This window comes from Streptomyces sp. NBC_00250 (genome assembly GCF_036192275.1).
Lineage (GTDB): Bacteria > Actinomycetota > Actinomycetes > Streptomycetales > Streptomycetaceae > Streptomyces.
The window spans coordinates 4382336-4401833 of record NZ_CP108088.1 but is presented as its reverse complement, the minus strand read 5'-3'; the positions used below and the strand labels follow the sequence as shown (position 1 = coordinate 4401833).

Below are 19498 nucleotides of genomic sequence, written 5' to 3'. Positions count from 1 at the left end.
TAGTACTGCTTCGGCGTGGAAAACGAGCTTCGAGGAACGGACTGTGCTTGGCACGTTGTTGGGTATCTGAGGGTACGGCCGTAAGGTTTGTATCTTCGCGATGCCGGCCCCAGTGAACTCATCTGCTTGTCGGGTGGGGTGATGGGTGGCTGGTCGTTGCTTGAGAACTACACAGTGGACGCGAGCATCTGTGGCCAAGTTTTTAAGGGCGCACGGTGGATGCCTTGGCACCAGGAACCGATGAAGGACGTGGGAGGCCACGATAGTCCCCGGGGAGCCGTCAACCAGGCTTTGATCCGGGGGTTTCCGAATGGGGAAACCCGGCAGTCGTCATGGGCTGTCACCCATGCCTGAACACATAGGGCATGTGGAGGGAACGAGGGGAAGTGAAACATCTCAGTACCCTCAGGAAGAGAAAACAACCGTGATTCCGGGAGTAGTGGCGAGCGAAACCGGATGAGGCCAAACCGTATGCGTGTGATACCCGGCAGGGGTTGCGCATGCGGGGTTGTGGGATCTCTCTTTCACAGTCTGCCGGCTGTGAGACGAGTCAGAAACCGTTGATGTAGGCGAAGGACATGCGAAAGGTCCGGCGTAGAGGGTAAGACCCCCGTAGCTGAAACATTAACGGCTCGTTTGAGAGACACCCAAGTAGCACGGGGCCCGAGAAATCCCGTGTGAATCTGGCGGGACCACCCGCTAAGCCTAAATATTCCCTGGTGACCGATAGCGGATAGTACCGTGAGGGAATGGTGAAAAGTACCGCGGGAGCGGAGTGAAATAGTACCTGAAACCGTGTGCCTACAAGCCGTGGGAGCGTCGCTCATTGAGTTTACTCAATGGGTCGTGACTGCGTGCCTTTTGAAGAATGAGCCTGCGAGTTTGCGGTGCGTTGCGAGGTTAACCCGTGTGGGGAAGCCGTAGCGAAAGCGAGTCCGAATAGGGCGATTCAGTAGCGCGCTCAAGACCCGAAGCGGAGTGATCTAGCCATGGGCAGGTTGAAGCGGAGGTAAGACTTCGTGGAGGACCGAACCCACCAGGGTTGAAAACCTGGGGGATGACCTGTGGTTAGGGGTGAAAGGCCAATCAAACTCCGTGATAGCTGGTTCTCCCCGAAATGCATTTAGGTGCAGCGTCGTGTGTTTCTTGCCGGAGGTAGAGCACTGGATAGGCGATGGGCCCTACCGGGTTACTGACCTTAGCCAAACTCCGAATGCCGGTAAGTGAGAGCACGGCAGTGAGACTGTGGGGGATAAGCTCCATGGTCGAGAGGGAAACAGCCCAGAGCATCGACTAAGGCCCCTAAGCGTACGCTAAGTGGGAAAGGATGTGGAGTCGCAGAGACAACCAGGAGGTTGGCTTAGAAGCAGCCACCCTTGAAAGAGTGCGTAATAGCTCACTGGTCAAGTGATTCCGCGCCGACAATGTAGCGGGGCTCAAGCGTACCGCCGAAGTCGTGTCATTGCAGCAATAGGGCCAACGCCCGCTGTGATGGGTAGGGGAGCGTCGTGTGCCGGGTGAAGCAGCCGCGGAAGCGAGTTGTGGACGGTTCACGAGTGAGAATGCAGGCATGAGTAGCGATACACACGTGAGAAACGTGTGCGCCGATTGACTAAGGGTTCCTGGGTCAAGCTGATCTGCCCAGGGTAAGTCGGGACCTAAGGCGAGGCCGACAGGCGTAGTCGATGGACAACCGGTTGATATTCCGGTACCCGCTTTGAAACGCCCAATATCGAATCAGGCGATGCTAAGTCCGTGAAGCCGTTCCGGACCCTTCGGGGAAAGGAAAGTGGTGGAGCCGACGAACCAGACTTGTAGTAGGTAAGCGATGGGGTGACGCAGGAAGGTAGTCCAACCCGGGCGGTGGTAGTCCCGGGGTAAGGGTGTAGGGCGTTGTCCAGGTAAATCCGGACAGCATATAGCCTGAGACCTGATGCCGAGCCGATTGTGGTGAAGTGGATGATCCTATGCTGTCGAGAAAAGCCTCTAGCGAGTTTCATGGCGGCCCGTACCCTAAACCGACTCAGGTGGTCAGGTAGAGAATACCGAGGCGTTCGGGTGAACTATGGTTAAGGAACTCGGCAAAATGCCCCCGTAACTTCGGGAGAAGGGGGCCACGTCTGGTGATCGGATTTACTCCGTGAGCTGGGGGTGGCCGCAGAGACCAGCGAGAAGCGACTGTTTACTAAAAACACAGGTCCGTGCGAAGCCGTAAGGCGATGTATACGGACTGACGCCTGCCCGGTGCTGGAACGTTAAGGGGACCGGTTAGCTCTGTTTCGACAGGGCGAAGCTGAGAACTTAAGCGCCAGTAAACGGCGGTGGTAACTATAACCATCCTAAGGTAGCGAAATTCCTTGTCGGGTAAGTTCCGACCTGCACGAATGGCGTAACGACTTCTCGACTGTCTCAACCATAGGCCCGGTGAAATTGCACTACGAGTAAAGATGCTCGTTTCGCGCAGCAGGACGGAAAGACCCCGGGACCTTTACTACAGTTTGATATTGGTGTTCGGTTCGGCTTGTGTAGGATAGGTGGGAGACTTTGAAGCCGTGACGCCAGTCATGGTGGAGTCGCCGTTGAAATACCACTCTGGTCGTGCTGGATGTCTAACCTCGGTCCGTGATCCGGATCAGGGACAGTGTCTGATGGGTAGTTTAACTGGGGCGGTTGCCTCCCAAAGGGTAACGGAGGCGCCCAAAGGTTCCCTCAGCCTGGTTGGCAATCAGGTGTTGAGTGTAAGTGCACAAGGGAGCTTGACTGTGAGACCGACGGGTCGAGCAGGGACGAAAGTCGGGACTAGTGATCCGGCGGTGGCTTGTGGAAGCGCCGTCGCTCAACGGATAAAAGGTACCCCGGGGATAACAGGCTGATCTTCCCCAAGAGTCCATATCGACGGGATGGTTTGGCACCTCGATGTCGGCTCGTCGCATCCTGGGGCTGGAGTCGGTCCCAAGGGTTGGGCTGTTCGCCCATTAAAGCGGTACGCGAGCTGGGTTTAGAACGTCGTGAGACAGTTCGGTCCCTATCCGCTGCGCGCGCAGGAATATTGAGAAGGGCTGTCCCTAGTACGAGAGGACCGGGACGGACGAACCTCTGGTGTGCCAGTTGTCCTGCCAAGGGCATGGCTGGTTGGCTACGTTCGGGAGGGATAACCGCTGAAAGCATCTAAGCGGGAAGCCTGCTTCGAGATGAGTATTCCCACCTCCTTGAGAGGGTAAGGCTCCCAGTAGACGACTGGGTTGATAGGCCGGATGTGGAAGCCCAGTAATGGGTGGAGCTGACCGGTACTAATAGGCCGAGGGCTTGTCCTCAGTTGCTCGCGTCCACTGTGTTAGTTCTGAAGTAACGAACCGTGCCGATATCCGGTTGGTCAACTTCATAGAGTTTCGGTGGTCATAGCGTTAGGGAAACGCCCGGTTACATTCCGAACCCGGAAGCTAAGCCTTTCAGCGCCGATGGTACTGCAGGGGGGACCCTGTGGGAGAGTAGGACGCCGCCGAACAATCATTGTGGGAAAGCCCCGCACCTTATGGTGCGGGGCTTTTCTGCGTTTACGGGCCGGAACCCCTTGCGAGGCCCTTTCCCTTCGAGCCCCGTGCGGGTCAGGCCGGCGCGACCAGCTGGGTGTCGTACGCCAGGATCACCGCCTGGACGCGGTCGCGGGCGCCGGTCTTCGCGAGGATGCGGCCGACGTGGGTCTTCACCGTCGATTCCGCGAGGTGGAGGCGTTCGGCGATCTCCGTGTTCGTCCAGCCCTGGCCGATGACCGTGAGGATCTCGCGTTCCCTTTCCGTGAGGGAGGCGAGCCGGGGGTCCTCCGGGCCAGGGTCCGTGGTGGGAGAGGACGGCAGGTGGTGGATGTACGCGTCCAGGAGACGGCGGGTGAGGCTCGGGGCGACGACCGCGTCGCCGCTCGCGACCGCGCGGATGCCGGCGAGGAGCTCCTCCGGCTGGGCGTCCTTCACCAGGAAGCCGCTGGCACCGGCGCGCAGGCCGTCGTACGCGTACTCGTCCAGGTCGAAGGTGGTGACGATCAGGATCCGGGTGCGGGCGCCGGCGGCGACGATCCGGCGGGTGGCCTCGATGCCGTCGAGGCCGGGCATCCGAATGTCCATCAGGACGACGTCGGGGTGGTGGCGGTCGACCAGCCGGATCGCCTCGGTGCCGTTCGAGGCCTCGCCGACGACGGTCATGTCGTCCTGGCTCTCCAACAGCATGCGGAAACCGAAGCGTTGCATCGGCTGGTCGTCCGCGATGAGAACGGTCGTCACGAGGGGGTGCCCTTCCGAGGAAGTCGAAGAACTCGAATAAGTCGAGGAAGTCAGGATGGTCGGGGGAGGCGGGGAAGTGTGAGGGTGACTCGCCAGCCGCCGGTCGGCAGCGGGCCGCTTTCGAGGGTGCCGTCGTAGAGGGCCGCACGTTCACGCATGCCCGTGAGCCCCTGGCCCGGCGGTGCGGCCGGGGCCGGGGCTCCCGTGTTCGTGATCTCCGCTCGTACCTCGCCGGGCGCGTACGTCAGGAGGACCGTTGCGCTCGCGCCCTCGCCGGCGTGCTTGAGGGTGTTGGTCAGGGCCTCCTGGACAGTCCGATAGACCGTCAGCTGGGCGCCTGGCGTGAGCGGTTGTGCAGGGGGCGCGTCGGGGGTGCCGACGGCATCGAACCGTACCGGCAGACCTGCCTTGCGTACTCCGGTGATCAGGGTGTCCAGGTCGGCCAGGGTGGGCTGGGGGTCGCGAGCCGCCTCCTGTTCGTCGTCGCGCAGGACGCCGAGGAGGCGGCGGAGTTCGGCGAGGGCCTCGCGGCTCGTCGTACCGATGGCGTCGAGGGCCTGGGTGGCGCGCTCGGGGTTCTTGGCCGCCGCGTACCGGCCGCCGTCCGCGAGGCCCGTGATGACCGAGAGGTTGTGGCCGATGATGTCGTGCATCTCGCGGGCGATCCGGGTGCGTTCGGCCGCCGCGGCCAGCCGGACCTCCTGGTCGCGTTCGATCTCCAGGCGGCGGGCCCGGTCGACGAGGGACGCCGTGTGGTCCTTGCGGGAGCGGACCGCGATGCCGAGGAGGGCGACGAGCGCGTACGTCCACAGGGTGGGGACGACGTGCTGGTCCCAGCTGCCCCGGGGGAAGCGGAGCGCGCCCGTCAGGAGCGGCGTCAGGAGCAGGGCGGCGGCGCCCAGGAGGGCACGGGGCGGGCGGGTGAGGGCGATGTGGAAGAGCGGGATCAGCTGGAGGTAGCCGGCCTGGAGGAAGGCGCCCGACGCGGCGCTGACGAGCGCCGCGCAGGCCATCACGGCGAGGACGGCCGTGGGGTTGCGGCGGCGCAGGTACAGCGGAAGGGCGAGGGCCAGGCTGAGGGTGATCACGAGCCAGACGGGGACGGACGGGTCGGGGGCCGTGGTCCGCCAGCCGCCGGAGGCGTCCACGAGCGCGGCCACCGTCCAGAAGAGCGTGAGCGTGGTGTCCCACAGCCAGGGGCGGCGGGAGTCGACGGCACGGGCGCGCGTGAGCAGTCGCTGGGTGTGTCGGCTGAGCCCCGTCGTTCCGGGTGTCGTGTCCCGTGCCGTCTCGGTGGTCACGTGATCATCTCCTCATACGTCCCGGCGCTTGAGCAACAGCGCGGGGACGGCGAGTGCGGCGGTCGCCCACAGGAGCAGGGCGAGGAGGGCGGCGCCGGGGGTGGCGGCGCCCGGCATCGGGGTGGCCGAGCCGAGGGCGCCGGCGGCCTGGGTGGGGAAGTACCGGACGACCGTCTCCATGGCCTCGTACGGGAGCATCCCGAGGACCTCGGGCAGGATCATCACGCCGCCGACGAAGGCGCCGATCGCGCCCGGTACCGAGCGGAGGGTCGCGCCGAGTCCGAGGGCGATCAGGCCGAGGAGGGTGATGCCGGCGGCGTTGCCCGCGAGGGCTCCGAGGACACCGTCGTCGGCGAGGGAGGCGGCCTGGTCGGTGTCGGAGAGGAAGAACTGGGCGATGAGGAAGGTCAGCAGGTTGGTGACGAACGTGAGGGCGAGGACGGCGCCGGTGTAGACGGCCGCTTTCGCCCACAGGACCGGGAGGCGGCTCGGGACGGCGGTGAGCGTGGCGCGGATCATGCCGGTCGTGTACTCGCCCGCGGTGACCAGGATGCCGAGGACGGCGAGGGCGATGGCGCCGAGCTGGGAGCCGTAGAGGGTGAGGATGACGGTGTCGACGTCGGAGTCGCCGCCGTCGGAGGTGTAGGTGGCGCCCATGAGGATGCCGACGCCGAGGACGAGTGCGACGGCGCTGAGGACGGTGATCCAGGTCGAGCGGACGGTCCGGAGCTTGTGCCACTCGGAGTGCAGTACGCGCGCGTGGGTGAGGCGGGGGACAGGGGTGATCTTCGGTGTGGCCGTCTCGGTGGTCATGCGGTGGCTCCCTGGTACTCGACGGAATCGTGGGTGAGGGCCATGAACGCCTGCTCCAGGGAGGCGGCCTGAGGGGTCAGTTCATGGAGGGGCAGTCCGTGGGCGGCGGCCGTGCGGCCGATCTCCGGTGCGTCCGGGCCGGTGACGAGGAGGGTGTCGGGGGCCTCCACCGTGATGCCGGCGCCGGGGAGCAGGTTGCGCAGCCGGTCGGCCTCGGGGGTGATGACCTTGACGGAGGTGCCGCCGGAGGCGCGGACGAGCTCGTCGACGGTGGTGTCGGCGAGGAGCCGGCCCTTGCCGATGACGATCAGGTGGTCGGCGGTGAGAGCCATCTCGCTCATGAGGTGGGAGGAGACGAGGACCGTACGGCCTTCGGCGGCCAGGGACTTGAGGAGGGTGCGGATCCAGAGCACGCCCTCGGGGTCGAGGCCGTTGACCGGCTCGTCGAGGACGACGGTGGCCGGGTCGCCGAGGAGTGCGGCGGCGATGCCGAGGCGCTGGCCCATGCCGAGGGAGAAGCCCTTCACGCGCTTGTCGGCGACATGGGTGAGGCCGGTGAGGGCGAGGACCCGGTCGACGCGGGAGCGGGGGATGCCGTGGGTGAGGGCGAGGGCCGTGAGGTGATGGCGGGCGGAACGGCCGGGGTGCACGGAGCGGGCTTCGAGGAGGGCGCCGACGCGGGTGAGCGGGGCGCCGTGCCGGGCGTAGGGGCGGCCGTCGACGGTGGCGTGGCCGCGGGTGGGGGCGTCGAGGCCGAGGATCATGCGGAGGGTGGTGGACTTTCCGGCGCCGTTGGGGCCGAGGAAGCCGGTGACGGCGCCGGGGTGGACGGTGAAGCTGAGGTCCTGGACGACGGTGGTGTCCCCGTACCGCTTGGTGAGGTTCTCTGCTCGGATCATGTCTTCGACGTTAGGGAGCGGGCGGGGGGCGTACGTCCGACCTGGGGCGGGAGGTGGGGCGTGGGCGTAGTACCGGGGTACGACAGGGGAAAAGCCCTTGTCAGGGGGGTGTGGTCGTCGGAGGATCGGCCCCATGGACTTTTCGATACGTGTCATCCGCGCCGACGAGTGGGAGCAGACCCGCGAGATCCGTCTGGCGGCGCTCCGGGACCCGATCGCGCATCTCGCGTTCCTCGACACGTACGAGGACGCCGTGCAGCGCCCGGACTCCTTCTGGCAGGACCGCGCCGAAGGGGCGTCCGACAGCGGCGAGGGGAAGGTGCGGCAGCTCGTGGCCGAGGCCTCGGACGGGAGCTGGGTGGGCACGATCTCGCTCCTCGTGGAGCGGACGTCGGACGAGGTGCGTTTCGGTGAGCCGGCGAAGGTCGACCAGACGCACATCGTGGGTGTCTACGTACGACCTGAGGCCCGCGGTACGGGTGTGATCGACGCGCTGTTCCGTGCGGGAGTGGAGTGGTCCTGGTCGCTGGCGCAGCCGGTGGAGCGGGTGCGGCTGTACGTCCACGAGGACAACGCGCGGGCCGCCGCCTTCTACCGTCGCTTCGGGTTCGTGGCGACGGGGGACCGGGTGGCGGTGCCGGGGCACGACACGGCGATGGAGGAAGAGTACGAGATCCGGCGGGCCCTCTAGGGGTCAGCGGCTCAGGGAGGTCTCCGGCCACCTGGTGCGGGCCTGTTCCGGGGAGCGCATCAGGGCCAGGGTCGGGAGGCCCTGGGTGTGGCCGGTGGCGAGGAGCTCCGGGAGCTGGGGGAGCGGGGCCACGGCGGCGACGTCGTCCAGGACGAGGGTCATTGGTGGGTCGAGCCGACCGTCGGATGACCGTGCGGCCATGCGGCGGCCGTGCTCGACCACGCTTGCGGCGAGCGCCGTCAGGAGCGGCATCGCGCCGGGGTGGGTGCGGGGATCCTCGATCGGTTCCCCCACCACGTAGAGGGTGCCCCCTTCGGGGAGGAAAGATGCCAGCGCCAGCGAATCCGTTCGATTCGGCGTGCAGGCCTCCCTGATGTGGATCGAGGAGAGCGACGCCAGCGCACGGGCCGTCAGTTCCTGTGCCAGGCGGCGGCTTTCCGGGTGTGCGGTGAGCGCCGATTCGAGCAGCCCCGCGTGGCCGGAGGCCGCCTTCGGGTGGCTGCGGAGGATCCGTACCGGCTCGTGGGCGCCGGCGCCCTGGGCCCAGCGGTGGACCTGGCGGAACGGGCGCCCGTCGATGGCCGCGGCGTGCAGCCAGCAGCGCAGGAGCGTTTCCGCAGTGTCGGCGGTGGCCGCGTCCAGACGGGAGTGGGGGCGTACGGGGGCCAGCAGGGCGATCGCCCGCTCCGTGGCCACGGCCGGGTCCTCGCAGCGCTCGGACGGCGACCAGTGGAGCCGCGCGGGGGTGTCGCACAGGTGGCCGGGGTCGTGGACGAGGACGGGGCCGAGTTTGCCGCGTGCGTCCTTGGTCGTGGACCAGAGTGTGGGGTCGGAGGTGACGACCAGGACCGGGCCCTCGGCGTCCTGGATCGCCTGCACGGCGGCGGGACGGCGGGCGGCCGGGGGGCCGTAGAAGGTGCGGGGGGTTCCCGTGGGAGTAGGGGTGAGAGCGGGCGGTGCGGGGGCGGGGTCCGGCTCCGGTGCCTCCACCGTGGCCGGGCGGCGGGGAGCGGGAGGAGCCGCCTTCCGGGCGGGCTCCTCGCGTACGGGCTCCTCACGCACAGGGCTCTCACGCACAGAGCCCTCGTGTACGGGCTCTGGGGGCGCCTGCTTCGGGGTCTGCCGTACGGGCTCCTCGTGCGCGGGCTCCCGGATGTCGCGTACGGGCTCCCGGGTCGGCCCGTACGCGCCCGCCTTCCTGTTCGCCCGTACCGCTCGCCAGCGGGCGATCGTGCCCAGGGCGAAGACCGCGAGGACGAGGAGGATCATCGCCTCGCCGATCAGCAGGCCCCAGAACAGGCCGTATCCCGACAGCTGGCCCGGTGGGGTGGTCGGCCAGGCGGCGGCGAGGTCCGTCGGCGCGGTGGCCAGGGAACGCAGGGCCGAGGGCGTGCCGGTGAAGGCGACGCCCTGCGGCCAGGTGCCGTGGGAGAAGAGGCCGGCCAGGCCGGTCGCCGTCCACACCAGGACCGTGAGACAGAGGAGGAGGGCGAACAGGCTGAGCAGCAGCCCGTCGGAGACCCCTCCGCCTCCCTTCCGTGCTGTTTCCATCTATGCCACCGTCGACTGCGAAGTGCCGTTCATCTGCTGCTCGATGAGGATCGCGCGCTGCTCCGTCTCCCACTCCAGCTCCGGGTCCGTGACGGAGGCCTCCGTCATGGCGCGGTCGGTGTAGACCAGCGGGCGTTCTCGTTCGGTGATGAGGTGTTTGACCACCTGCACGTTGCCGTTGACGTCCCAGACCGCGATGCCGGGGGTGAGGGTCGGGATGATCTCGACCGCCCAGCGTGGCAGGCCGAGGACCCGGCCCGTGTTGCGTGCCTCGTCGGCCTTCTGGGCGTAGATGGTCCGGGTGGAGGCCATCTTGAGGATCGCCGCGGCCTCCTTGGCCGCCGCTCCGTCGACGACGTCGGAGAGGTGGTGGACGACGGCGACGAAGGACAGGCCGAGGCGGCGTCCGAACTTGAGCAGCCGCTGGAACAGCTGCGCCACGAACGGACTGTTGATGATGTGCCAGGCCTCCTCGACGAGGAAGATGCGCTTCTTCCGGTCGGGGCGGATCCAGGTGTGCTCCAGCCAGACGCCGACGATCGCCATGAGGATCGGCATGGCGATGGAGTTGCGGTCGATGTGGGAGAGGTCGAAGACGATCAGGGGCGCGTCGAGGTCGATGCCGACGGTCGTCGGGCCGTCGAACATGCCCCGCAGGTCACCGTCGACGAGGCGGTCCAGGACGAGGGCGACGTCCAGGCCCCAGGCCCGTACATCGTCTATGTCGACGTTCATCGCCTCGGCCGATTCGGCCTCGGGGTGGCGGAGCCGCTCCACGATGTCGGTGAGGATCGGCTGGCGGTGGGTGGTGTGCTCGGTGACGTAGGCGTGGGCGACCTTGAGCGCGAAGCCGGCGCGCTCGTCGAGGCCGTGGCCCATCGCCACCTCGATGATCGTACGGAGCAGGGCGAGCTGCCCGGTCGTGGTGATCGACGGGTCGAGCGGGTTGAGGCGGATCCCGGAGTCGTTGGCGACCATCGGGTCCAGGCGGATGGGGGTTATCCCCAGCTCCTGGGCGATGAGGTTCCATTCGCCGACGCCGTCCTCGCCCTGGGCGTCGAGGACGACGACCTGCCGGTCGCGGAAGCGGAGCTGGCGGAGCACGTACGTCTTCTCCAGGGCCGACTTGCCGTTGCCGGACTCGCCGAGGACCAGCCAGTGAGGGGCGGGGAGCTGCTGCCCGTACAGCTGGAAGGGGTCGTAGATGTACCCCTTGCCGCTGTAGACCTCACGGCCGATGATCACGCCGGAGTCGCCGAGGCCGGGGGCGGCGGTCGGCAGATAGACGGCCTGGGCCTGCCCGGTGGAGGTGCGGACGGGCAGGCGGGTCGTCTCCACCTTGCCGAGGACGAAGGAGGTGAAGGCGTCGGTGAGGACGGACAGCGGATCTCGCATGGGTCTGTGCCCCTTCGGCCCTAGCGGCGGATGCCGGTCGCGAACGGCAGGGTGTTCACAAAGGCCCGGTGGTGCTCGCGGTCGCACCACTCCAGCTTCAGGTACGACTTGCCGGCGGAGGCCCTGATCGTGCGCTTGTCCCGGGCCAGGGCCTCGGGCGAACGCGACGACACCGTGATGTACCCGACCAGGTTCACTCCGGCCGCGCCACTGGCGAGATCTTCACCCCGCTGGTCGAGCCGGCCGTGGGCGGCGATGTCGCGCGGGTCGACCGTGCGGTTCATCTTGGCGGCGCGGCTGGCGTCGGCCTCGTCGTTGGTCTTCTCGGTGAGCATCCGCTCGATGGCGACCTCGGTGGGCTCCAGATCCATGGTCACGGCGACCGTGCGGATCACGTCCGGGGTGTGGACGAGCAGCGGGGCGAGGAAGTTGACGCCGACGGGGGTCATCGGCCATTCCTTCACCCAGGCGGTGGCGTGGCACCAGGGGGCGCGGGTGGAGGACTCGCGGGTCTTCGCCTGGAGGTACGTCGGCTCCATCGCGTCCAGTTCGGCGGGCCAAGCGTTTCGTTTCGTCATGGCCTGGATGTGGTCGATGGGGTGGTCCGGGTCGTACATGGAGTGCACGAGGGAGGCGAGCCGGGACTGGCCGAGGGGCTGGCGGACGCGGATGTCGGCCTCGGCGAGGCGGGCGCAGATGTCGGTGAGCTCGCGGGCCATGACGACGGCGAGGCCCGCGTCGCGGTCGAGCTTGCGGGCGCCGGAGGCGTGCTTGGCGGCGCGGGCCATGGCGTTGGCCTCGGCGGCGAGTTCGCGCGTGTAGTGCATACAGGCGACGAGGTAGGCGCGGTGCTGCTCGCTGGAGGTGGAGACCATCGACTGGAGTTGGTCGTACGACTCCTGGAGCCACGCGGGCGCGTGGGGGTCGCCGCGCTGGCCGACGTCCTTGGCGTGCGCGTCGGGGTCGGCGGGGAGGGTGCGGGCCAGCATCTGGAGGCGGGTCACGAACCCGTCGCCGTTGGCGACGTGCTTCAGGAGCGTGCCGAAGCGGTCGACCAGGGCTTCCTGGTCCTCGCTGTCGCGCAGGCCGACGCCGGGGCCCTCGATCTCGATGGCGGCGGTGACCGTACGGCGGTCGGCGTGCAGGAGGACGGCGATCTCGTCGGGGCCGAAGGGGGCGGCGAGCCAGCCGACGCGGCCGATGCCGGGCGGCGGGCCGACCTCGACCTCGCGGCCGTCGAGGCGGGTGCCGGCCTCGGTGACGACGGAACGGTACGCCGTGCCGCGCTTGAGCATCCGCTTGTAGCTGCGGTTGATCTCGAACCACTTGTAGAACGTGCGGTGCTTGTACGGGAGGTACACGGCGGCGATCGCGAGCATGGGCAGGCCGGCGAGGAGCGCGATCCGCAGGGGGAGGAGGGGGACGAGGAGTCCGCTCATCATGCCGAGGAAGGCGCCGACGATGATCAGGGCGATCTCGCCGGTCTCGCGGTTCTTGCCGACGATCGCATTGGGCCGGGCCCGGCCCACGAGATACGTACGGCGGGGCGCGACCGGCTGGGACTGGGTCGTCAACGCCCTGCACCTCCAGAGTTCTTGCGGTTGCTGTGCGGGGTGCCCGCGGTGGGGCTGCTGCTACGGGGCGGAGGCGGGGGAGTCGCGCCGCCGCCACCGCTTCCGCCGCGACTGCTGTGGGCGGCCATGCCGCCGGACATGGGGTTGGCGGGGCGGGCCGGTTGGGCGCCCTGGCCACCGCCGCCGTCGCCGCGGGAGCTGTGGGTCTTGATGCCCTGGGAGACGAGGGACGCGGGGGAGGAGATGACGGCCGCGGCCGCGTTCTCGCCGGCGCGGTGGAGGCGGTTGTTGCGGGAGGCGGCGATCTCGTCGCCGAAGCCGGGGACGAAGCGGTAGATCATCGCGGAGGCGAAGATCGCGAGCAGGATGATCGCGAGGCCGGAGACGACGGCGGAGAACGAGTCGGGTCCGGTGCCGGAGGAGAGCGCGCCGGCCAGGCCGAGGACGATGACGATGACCGGCTTGACCAGGATGATCGCGATCATGATGCCGGCCCAGCGGCGGACGTGGCCCCACATGTTCTTGTCGACGAGGCCGGAGTAGACGACGACGCCGAGGAGGGCGCCGACGTACAGCATGACGGCGCGGAGGAACAGTTCCAGGTAGAGCACGCCCGCGGCGAGGACGGTCACCAGGGACACGATGATCAGCATGATGGGGCCGCCACCGATGCTGTCGCCCTTCTGGAGGGCCTCCTTGAAGCTGCCGAAGAAGATGTCGGTCTGCTGACCGGTGCCGGAGGCGATGACCTCGGTGACGGCGTCGGTGGCGTTGACGACGGTGTAGAGGATCAGCGGCGTGAAGGCGGAGGCGAGGACCGTCAGCCAGAGGAAGCCGATGGCCTCGGAGAGGGCGGTGGTGAGGGGGACGCCGCGGATGGCCCGCTTGGCTACCGCGAGCAGCCAGAGGAGGAGGGTGAGGACGGTGGAGGCGGCGAAGACGATGGCGTACCGGCCGAGGAACTCCGTGTTGGTGAAGTCGACGTCGGCGGTTTCTTTTACGGCTTTGGCGAGGTAGTCGATGATGGCCACGGCGGCGTCCGCGCAGCCGCGGGCGAGCGAGGACAGCGGGTCGACCGCGGAGGTGGGGTCGGTGGCGGGGCTCCCGCCTCCGCCGTTCTGGCCCTGCTCGCACAGATCCCGTGCCTGTCCCACGATGAGGCCGCAGCCGTTGTCCGAGGCGCTCGGGGACGGCGTGGGCCCCGACGGGGTCGGGGTGGGTGCCGCATGGGCGGTCGAGAGGGACAGGAAGGGCGCGGCGAGGAACGCGGCGGTGAGCGTGGCCGACGCGCGGCCCGCCAGGCTGCGGCTAGCGGGCATAGGTGAAGCCTCCGTAACCCTCGACGGCCTCGGCGATCTCGTCGGCGACGGAGGCCCGGTTGTCCCCGTTGACCGGGGTCGGGCCCTCGGCCTGCGTGGACGAGGTGATCCGCCAGTCACCGCCGACCCAGGTGAGCTTCTGCGTGAGGGTGAACCAGGTGGACGTGACGGGCTTGGTCGAGCCCGTGCCGGCCAGGCCGACCAGTCCGGTGCACCAGACGTCGACCGTCGCGGAGGTGTCCGTGTAGTCGCGGACCTTGGCGCCGACCGGGATGGTGCGGGACACGAAAGTCAGGCCGGAGGGCGCGCTGCCGTTCGCGTCGAGTCCGATGCTGCTCAGGAACTCGGCCGTGTAGGAGGTGTCCAGACGCTTCAGCAGGTCGTCGGTGACGGCGGGATCGTGGGTGGAGCGCACGATGTCCTCGCGGGGGCCGTCCTGGAACATGCCGACCGAGCCCAGCGCCACCGCGTAGTTCGTCGCCGCGCTCTGTGCCCCCTGGTCGTCGTGGGCGTAGCCGGTGGGGATGTGGCCGTTCTTGCCGGTGACCGGGCGGGTGCCTGTCGCTGCTGTGGCGGCCGTTTTGCCGGGGGTGTCGGAGGAGGGGGCCGCGTCTGCCGGGTCGGCGCCGCCGCGGTTGGCGAAGGCGATGGCCGCGACGAGGAGGACCACCACGCCGACGACCGTGAGGAGGGAGCGGGAGCTGCGGACGGGGCGGCGGGCGCCGCCGTACACGTCGCCGCTGTTGCCCTCGGGCAGGCGGGTCCGGGTCTGGCCCGAGCCGCCCACGCCGCCGAAGCTGTCGTGCTCGTCACCGGGACTCATGCCGGGTACGCCCCCTCACTGGTTCGCGGTACGGGCAGTGCTGCAACATGGCTGGTCTGGCTCGTCTGGCTGGTACGGATGGGCTGGCTGGGCTGGCTGGACATCAGGGGGCGCGATCTCAGGGGGGCGGTGTCCGACGGGGAGTCAGACGGCCATTCCGTACACGATGGTGAACAGCGTCCCCAGGGATCCGATGATGAAGACACCGGTCAGGCCGGCCACGATCAGGCCCTTGCCCTGTTCCGCGCTGAACGTGTCGCGGAGGGCGGTCGCGCCGATGCGCTGCTTGGCCGCTCCCCAGATGGCGATGCCGAGGCAGAGCAGGATGGCCACGGCCATCACGACCTCGATCATCACCTTGGCCTCGTTGCCCAGGCTCCCGAAAGGCCCCCAGTTCGGGGCGATTCCACCGATGATGGTGGTGATGTCGCCTTTTTCGGCCGCCAGGTACATGTAACTCACCGCCCCTGTATGGGTAGTTAGTCGCCCCTGCCGGACGGCATGGGTCATCGCCCTATCTTCGCTGATGAAACCGCTCGCGTGTGACGGCTTGACGGCTCTCTTTACCCGATCCCCGCACATCTGACCGACTTGACCGTCTTGACCTGCGGTGGTGTGGCCGGTTTCTATGCAAAGAAGCGTATGGTCACTCTGTGTATCACGGAGAGTGACTCCGGGCAATGATTGTCGTTGTTGCACTCTTGGGGCGGCGTCAGGCGGCGTCCCGCCGCCTAGACTGGCCCGGGGGCGTACTGCCATGAGCCGAGGGGTGGTTGACGGTGCGTAGGGCCGGCAAGGCGTGGCTGTTGGCGGGTGGGGCCTTCGGGGTCTGTCTCGGTTTCGTCGCACTGCTCGTCATCGGTACGTACTCGGCGGCGGCCGGGCTCGTCGGTGGTGCGGGCAGCGGCAAGAACGGCACCGTGGGGCTCGCCAAGGGTTCGGTTCCCGCGCTCTACCAGGGGTTGGTGCAGCAGTGGGGGAACCTCTGCCCCGCCATCAACCCGGCTCTGCTCGCCGCCCAGCTCTATCAGGAGAGCGGTTGGAACCCGCGGGCCGTCTCCTCGGCCGACGCCCGGGGCATCGCCCAGTTCATCCCCGGCACCTGGGCCGGTCACGGGGTGGACGGTGACGGGGACGGTGACCGGGACATCTGGGACCCCAAGGACGCGATCCCGTCGGCCGCCTCGTACGACTGCGAGCTCGCCGGCTATGTGAAGAACGTGCCCGGGGATCCGGCGAGCAACATGCTGGCCGCGTACAACGCGGGCGCGTACCGGGTGATCAAGCACGGTGGGGTGCCGCCCATCAGCGAGACCCAGAACTACGTACGCATCATCAAGTCCCTGGAGAAGAGCTTCGCCCGGCCGCTCGGGCGCGTCGACCCCTCCCGGCAGGCGGCCGGCGCGATCCACTACGCGCAGCAGAAGCTCGGCACCCCGTACCTCTGGGGCGGGACGGGCACGGCCGCGCAGAACGGCCGGTTCGACTGCTCCGGGCTGACCCAGGCCGCGTACGACGCCGTCGGCGTCCGGCTGCCGCGCGTCGCCAACGACCAGTACAACGCCGGGCCGCATCCGAGCAGGGAGGAGTTGCTGCCGGGCGACCTCGTCTTCTTCTCGGACGACCTGACCGACTCCCGGGCCATCAGGCACGTCGGGATCTACGTCGGCGGCGGGTACATGATCGACGCGCCGCGCACCGGGGCGGTGATCCGCTTCGACCGGATCGACACCCCGGACTACTTCGGCGCGACCCGGGTCACGGCGGAGGGCGCGGCGGCGTTGCCGACCCATCTGCCGCAGGCCTGAGCCGAGCAGACGGACCGTCCGAGCAGATGGACCGTCCGGGCAGACGGACCGTCCGGGCGTACCGGACATGGCCGGAACTCTCCGTCATGCACAGGCCCTGAGCTGCGGTGAACCGTCACTCTTCGATAACGTCATCATGATCCACCGGAGAGAGCGGAACGTGCGCCTCAAGCGGTTCGTTCCCTGATCCGACCGCTCTGACCACGGGGGTTGGAAAACACAGACACGAGAGCAAGGGGCCTCAGCAGATGGCTGGACTCGCATCGGACGGTTCGAACCCCGATGTCAGCCTGCTCTACGACATCAACGGGCTGGCCAAGGCCGCCCCGCCGTGGTTCGACCGCGTCATGGAATTCGTCGGCGAGTACGGGCTCATGCTCGCGATGGCCCTCGTCTGCCTGTGGTGCTGGTGGAGCATCCGCCGCCGCGGCACCCTCGCCGACTCCGTCTCGGCCGCCGCCGGGCTCGTCTGGGCCCCGCTGGCCGCCGGGATCGCCCTGCTCGTCAACATCCCCATCCGCGGCTTCGTGGAGCGCCCCCGGCCCTTCAAGGACCATCAGGGGCTTGAGGTCCTCATCGACGGGAAGACCGACTTCTCCTTCGTCAGCGACCACGCCACCCTGGCGATGGCCCTCGGCGTCGGCGTCTTCGTCGCCCACCGCAGGTGGGGGCTCGCCGCCATCGGTCTCGCCCTCGCCGAGGGCTTCGCGCGGGTCTACATGGGCGTCCACTACCCGACCGACGTGATCGGCGGCTTCGCCCTCGGTACGGCGGTGGCGCTGCTTCTCGCCCCGCTCGCCCTCGCGCTGCTCACCCCGGTGCTCTCCGCCGTCGCCCGCTCGGGCCGCGGCGCGCGCCTCGTCCGCTCCCGCCGGGCCGACGCGCCCCGGCACCCGGAGACGGTCGGCATCCCCGAGCCCCGTGTGGGCGGCCCGGCCACCGGCACCGACCACAACGACCTCGCGGCCTGATCGGCGGACACCGCTCCGTCAGTTCTCTTCGCCGGCCGTCGTACGGACGTGGTCCGCCGCGTCCGTACGGGCGCGGTCGCGGGATCTTCGGGCCGGGCCCGTCCAGCCGCAGCTGCAGCGTGCAAGCGCGAACGAACCGCGCTCCGTCGTCGTGGTGGTGTGGGGAGAGGCCTGCGCGTGCACCTCACCACCGTACTGCGCGTGACGGCACGCCCCGACCGTCGTTATGGGATCGGGTGTCCCCGGACCCGCGGGGTCCGGGGAAGGGCGGGTCCCGGGCAAACAGCGGTGAGGCGTTGGGGGTTGGCAGGCGATGGTGGTGCAGCTGCGGTACGGGCGTCCGGGTGCTCGTGGGAGCGGGGCGTTCGCCGTCACCGCCGTCCTGGTCGGCTCCCTCGTCGGGCCCGCGGCGGTCACGGGGTGCGGCGCCCCCGGGGACCCGAGGCCGACGGTCGATCCCGCGCTCGCCGTACGGAGCGCCGCCGACGCGCTGACGAAGGCCGGCACCTCCAAGGCGAGCACCTCGATGGAGATGGCCGCCGGCGGGACCCGGGTCACCATCCGGGGCGAGGGCGGCTACGACTTCCGGCGCCGCACCGGCCGGCTCCAGGTGGTGCTGCCGAAGGACGCGGCCGGGGCCAGTGAGCACCGGCCGATCACCGAGCTCCTCACCCCCGGCGCCCTCTACATGAAGAACCGGGGGGCGGGGGTGCCCGCCGACAAGTGGGTGCGGGTCGACACCACGACCCTCGACGACGGGAACCTGGTCACGGGCGGGGCCACCGATCCGGCCGCCGCGGCGGAGCTGCTGCGGGGCGCCCGGCAGGTCACGTACGTCGGCGAGAGCGAGCTGGCAGGGGTGAAAGTCAGCCACTACCGGGGGGTCGCGGACATCGGGCGGGCCGCCCGGGCCGCGTCGCCGCAGCTCCGGGGAGCGCTCGCCGCGGCGGCGAAAGGGTTCACCACGGACACCGTGCCCTTCGACGCGTATCTCGACGGGGAGGGGCGGCTGCGGAAGGTGCGCCATCAGTTCAGCTTCAGCAACCAGGGCCGTACGGTCGCGGTCGCGTCGACGACCCTGCTGTACGGCTTCGGGGTCCGCGTCGAGGTGACGCTGCCGGACCGCCGGGACATCTACGCCGGGAAGATCAAGGCCTGAGCAGGCCGGGGTTGGCATGGACCATCGGCAAATGGTCCGGACGTGTCATGCGCGGTGCGTGTCGCCGTCCCTACGCTGGGAGACCGCTGGGAGACCGACGCCGGCAGGAAGAGGTGGATGCGCGTGGCCCCGCCCGGTACAGCAACCGTGCCCGCAGACCCGGACTGTGTCGCCCTCGCCGAGATCGAACTGTGCGGGGAGCTGATCATCGCCGCGTCGGCCGCGGACGGGGAACGGCTCAGCGCCGACCGGATCGACGAGGTGCTGAGGGTGGCGGCGGAGCGGGCCGTGGAGGATCTCTGAGGACCTCGGGCGGTACGGCCCGGCTCACCCCGCGTACGGGCTCGGCGTCCCGCCCGCGCGCACCGCCCCGTGCGTACGGCGGAGGCCTCAGGTGCGGAGCATGCGGGCGATGGCCTTCGTGGCCTCCTCGACCTTGGCGTCGATGCCCTCGCCGCCCTTGGTCGCCGCGTCCGCGACGCAGTGCCGCAGGTGCTCCTCCAGGAGCTGGAGCGCGAACGACTGGAGCGCCTTCGTCGAGGCGGAGACCTGCGTGAGTATGTCGATGCAGTAGACGTCCTCGTCGACCATCCGCTGCAGACCGCGGATCTGGCCCTCGATCCGGCGGAGTCGCTTGAGGTGTTCGTCCTTCTGTTTGTGGTAGCCGTGCACACCGTGCTCGTGGTCGGCCGGCCCGACGGCCTCGACGGCCTCGGGGGTGACCTGGTCCGCCTCGGTGGTCGTCATCGCGTCCTCCCGTTGTCCATTAAGGGGGTGTATACCCCTCGTGGGTATATGGTACCGATCCCCGCCGATCCGGACGGGGGCCCGTGCTGTTCACTGTGCCTGATGGGCGACACTGAGAGACGCCGGTTAGCCGTGGCCGGATGATGCGCCTAGCATCAGCCTGACCGAAACCC

Annotated in this window: 16 protein-coding genes and 2 rRNA genes; 7 read left to right on the top strand and 11 right to left on the bottom strand. The window is 68.7% G+C overall.

The genetic code is table 11. The features are described 5' to 3' along the window. Window positions 1-192: 192 nt before the first annotated feature. A 23S ribosomal RNA gene (locus OG259_RS19845) occupies window positions 193-3314 on the top strand. Between the two features lie 74 nt (window positions 3315-3388). Then, window positions 3389-3505, top strand: a 5S ribosomal RNA gene (gene rrf, locus OG259_RS19840). 100 nt (window positions 3506-3605) lie between these two features. Here the strand turns inward: rrf and OG259_RS19835 are convergent. From OG259_RS19835 to OG259_RS19820, 4 genes are read right to left on the bottom strand one after another with little or no spacing between them, the layout of a single operon-like run. Continuing rightward, window positions 3606-4274 (bottom strand): response regulator transcription factor, encoded by a 669-nt coding sequence (locus tag OG259_RS19835; RefSeq protein ID WP_328943491.1) that lies wholly within the window; start codon window positions 4272-4274, stop codon window positions 3606-3608. Window positions 4275-4324: 50 nt separating this feature from the next. Beyond that, window positions 4325-5575: a sensor histidine kinase gene (locus tag OG259_RS19830; RefSeq protein WP_328943490.1), complete on the bottom strand. Its 1251-nt coding sequence runs from the start codon at window positions 5573-5575 to the stop codon at window positions 4325-4327. Between the two features lie 12 nt (window positions 5576-5587). Then, a complete protein-coding gene (locus OG259_RS19825) occupies window positions 5588-6388 on the bottom strand; it encodes an ABC transporter permease (RefSeq protein ID WP_328943489.1) in 801 nt (266 codons plus the stop codon). Then, the gene (locus OG259_RS19820; RefSeq protein ID WP_328943488.1) at window positions 6385-7287 is read right to left on the bottom strand and encodes an ABC transporter ATP-binding protein; all 903 of its coding nucleotides are present in this window, start codon (window positions 7285-7287) and stop codon (window positions 6385-6387) included. The genes OG259_RS19825 and OG259_RS19820 overlap by 4 nt, the downstream gene beginning before the upstream one ends. A gap of 133 nt (window positions 7288-7420) precedes the next feature. On the opposite strand from OG259_RS19820, the gene OG259_RS19815 reads away from it, so the two are divergent. Continuing rightward, the gene (locus OG259_RS19815) at window positions 7421-7978 is read left to right on the top strand and encodes a GNAT family N-acetyltransferase (RefSeq protein ID WP_328943487.1); all 558 of its coding nucleotides are present in this window, start codon (window positions 7421-7423) and stop codon (window positions 7976-7978) included. A 3-nt stretch (window positions 7979-7981) separates the two neighbouring features. Here OG259_RS19815 and OG259_RS19810 read toward each other — a convergent pair whose 3' ends face one another. The 6 genes from OG259_RS19810 to OG259_RS19785 all read right to left on the bottom strand — a co-directional run bounded on the left by OG259_RS19810 (window position 7982) and on the right by OG259_RS19785 (window position 15093). Then, a complete protein-coding gene (locus OG259_RS19810; protein ID WP_328943486.1) occupies window positions 7982-9529 on the bottom strand; it encodes a type IV secretory system conjugative DNA transfer family protein in 1548 nt (515 codons plus the stop codon). After that, entirely contained in the window at window positions 9530-10924 is a 1395-nt protein-coding gene (locus tag OG259_RS19805) for an ATP-binding protein (RefSeq protein WP_266894529.1), read from the bottom strand. Between the two features lie 20 nt (window positions 10925-10944). Continuing rightward, a complete protein-coding gene (locus OG259_RS19800) occupies window positions 10945-12498 on the bottom strand; it encodes an SCO6880 family protein (protein WP_328943485.1) in 1554 nt (517 codons plus the stop codon). Further along, the gene (locus OG259_RS19795; RefSeq protein WP_328943484.1) at window positions 12495-13817 is read right to left on the bottom strand and encodes a hypothetical protein; all 1323 of its coding nucleotides are present in this window, start codon (window positions 13815-13817) and stop codon (window positions 12495-12497) included. The genes OG259_RS19800 and OG259_RS19795 overlap by 4 nt, the downstream gene beginning before the upstream one ends. Beyond that, on the bottom strand, window positions 13807-14640 hold the full coding sequence (locus tag OG259_RS19790; RefSeq protein WP_328943483.1) for a hypothetical protein: 834 nt from the start codon (window positions 14638-14640) through the stop codon (window positions 13807-13809). Before OG259_RS19790 ends, OG259_RS19795 begins: the two co-directional genes overlap by 11 nt. Window positions 14641-14784: 144 nt before the next feature. Next, window positions 14785-15093, bottom strand: coding sequence for a hypothetical protein (locus OG259_RS19785; RefSeq protein WP_024757447.1), 309 nt, complete (start codon window positions 15091-15093; stop codon window positions 14785-14787). Between the two features lie 320 nt (window positions 15094-15413). Between OG259_RS19785 and OG259_RS19780 the strand changes: the two genes are divergently transcribed. The 4 genes from OG259_RS19780 (at window position 15414) to OG259_RS19765 (ending at window position 18881) form a co-directional block, all read left to right on the top strand. After that, complete coding sequence (locus tag OG259_RS19780; RefSeq protein ID WP_328943482.1) at window positions 15414-16448, top strand: C40 family peptidase; 1035 nt, start codon at window positions 15414-15416, stop codon at window positions 16446-16448. 248 nt (window positions 16449-16696) lie between these two features. Beyond that, window positions 16697-17419 carry a phosphatase PAP2 family protein gene (locus OG259_RS19775; protein ID WP_328943481.1) on the top strand — a complete coding sequence of 241 codons (723 nt, stop codon included), beginning with the start codon at window positions 16697-16699 and terminating at the stop codon, window positions 17417-17419. A 313-nt stretch (window positions 17420-17732) separates the two neighbouring features. Beyond that, window positions 17733-18578 (top strand): hypothetical protein, encoded by an 846-nt coding sequence (locus tag OG259_RS19770; protein WP_328943480.1) that lies wholly within the window; start codon window positions 17733-17735, stop codon window positions 18576-18578. Between the two features lie 117 nt (window positions 18579-18695). Beyond that, entirely contained in the window at window positions 18696-18881 is a 186-nt protein-coding gene (locus tag OG259_RS19765; RefSeq protein WP_266894543.1) for a hypothetical protein, read from the top strand. Window positions 18882-18968: 87 nt separating this feature from the next. Here the strand turns inward: OG259_RS19765 and OG259_RS19760 are convergent, their stop codons facing one another. Next, a complete protein-coding gene (locus OG259_RS19760) occupies window positions 18969-19325 on the bottom strand; it encodes a metal-sensitive transcriptional regulator (protein ID WP_266894545.1) in 357 nt (118 codons plus the stop codon). Between the last annotated feature and the right edge of the window lie 173 nt (window positions 19326-19498).

Coding starts and splice junctions, on each gene's coding strand:
- OG259_RS19825 (WP_328943489.1), bottom strand. CDS start 6,388: ATGACCACCGAGACGGCCACACCGAAGATCACCCCTGTCCCCCGCCTC.
- OG259_RS19760 (WP_266894545.1), bottom strand. CDS start 19,325: ATGACGACCACCGAGGCGGACCAGGTCACCCCCGAGGCCGTCGAGGCC.
- OG259_RS19810 (WP_328943486.1), bottom strand. CDS start 9,529: ATGGAAACAGCACGGAAGGGAGGCGGAGGGGTCTCCGACGGGCTGCTG.
- OG259_RS19775 (WP_328943481.1), top strand. CDS start 16,697: ATGGCTGGACTCGCATCGGACGGTTCGAACCCCGATGTCAGCCTGCTC.
- OG259_RS19795 (WP_328943484.1), bottom strand. CDS start 13,817: ATGCCCGCTAGCCGCAGCCTGGCGGGCCGCGCGTCGGCCACGCTCACC.
- OG259_RS19815 (WP_328943487.1), top strand. CDS start 7,421: ATGGACTTTTCGATACGTGTCATCCGCGCCGACGAGTGGGAGCAGACC.
- OG259_RS19820 (WP_328943488.1), bottom strand. CDS start 7,287: ATGATCCGAGCAGAGAACCTCACCAAGCGGTACGGGGACACCACCGTC.
- OG259_RS19765 (WP_266894543.1), top strand. CDS start 18,696: ATGCGCGTGGCCCCGCCCGGTACAGCAACCGTGCCCGCAGACCCGGAC.
- OG259_RS19805 (WP_266894529.1), bottom strand. CDS start 10,924: ATGCGAGATCCGCTGTCCGTCCTCACCGACGCCTTCACCTCCTTCGTC.
- OG259_RS19770 (WP_328943480.1), top strand. CDS start 17,733: ATGGTGGTGCAGCTGCGGTACGGGCGTCCGGGTGCTCGTGGGAGCGGG.
- OG259_RS19790 (WP_328943483.1), bottom strand. CDS start 14,640: ATGAGTCCCGGTGACGAGCACGACAGCTTCGGCGGCGTGGGCGGCTCG.
- OG259_RS19785 (WP_024757447.1), bottom strand. CDS start 15,093: ATGTACCTGGCGGCCGAAAAAGGCGACATCACCACCATCATCGGTGGA.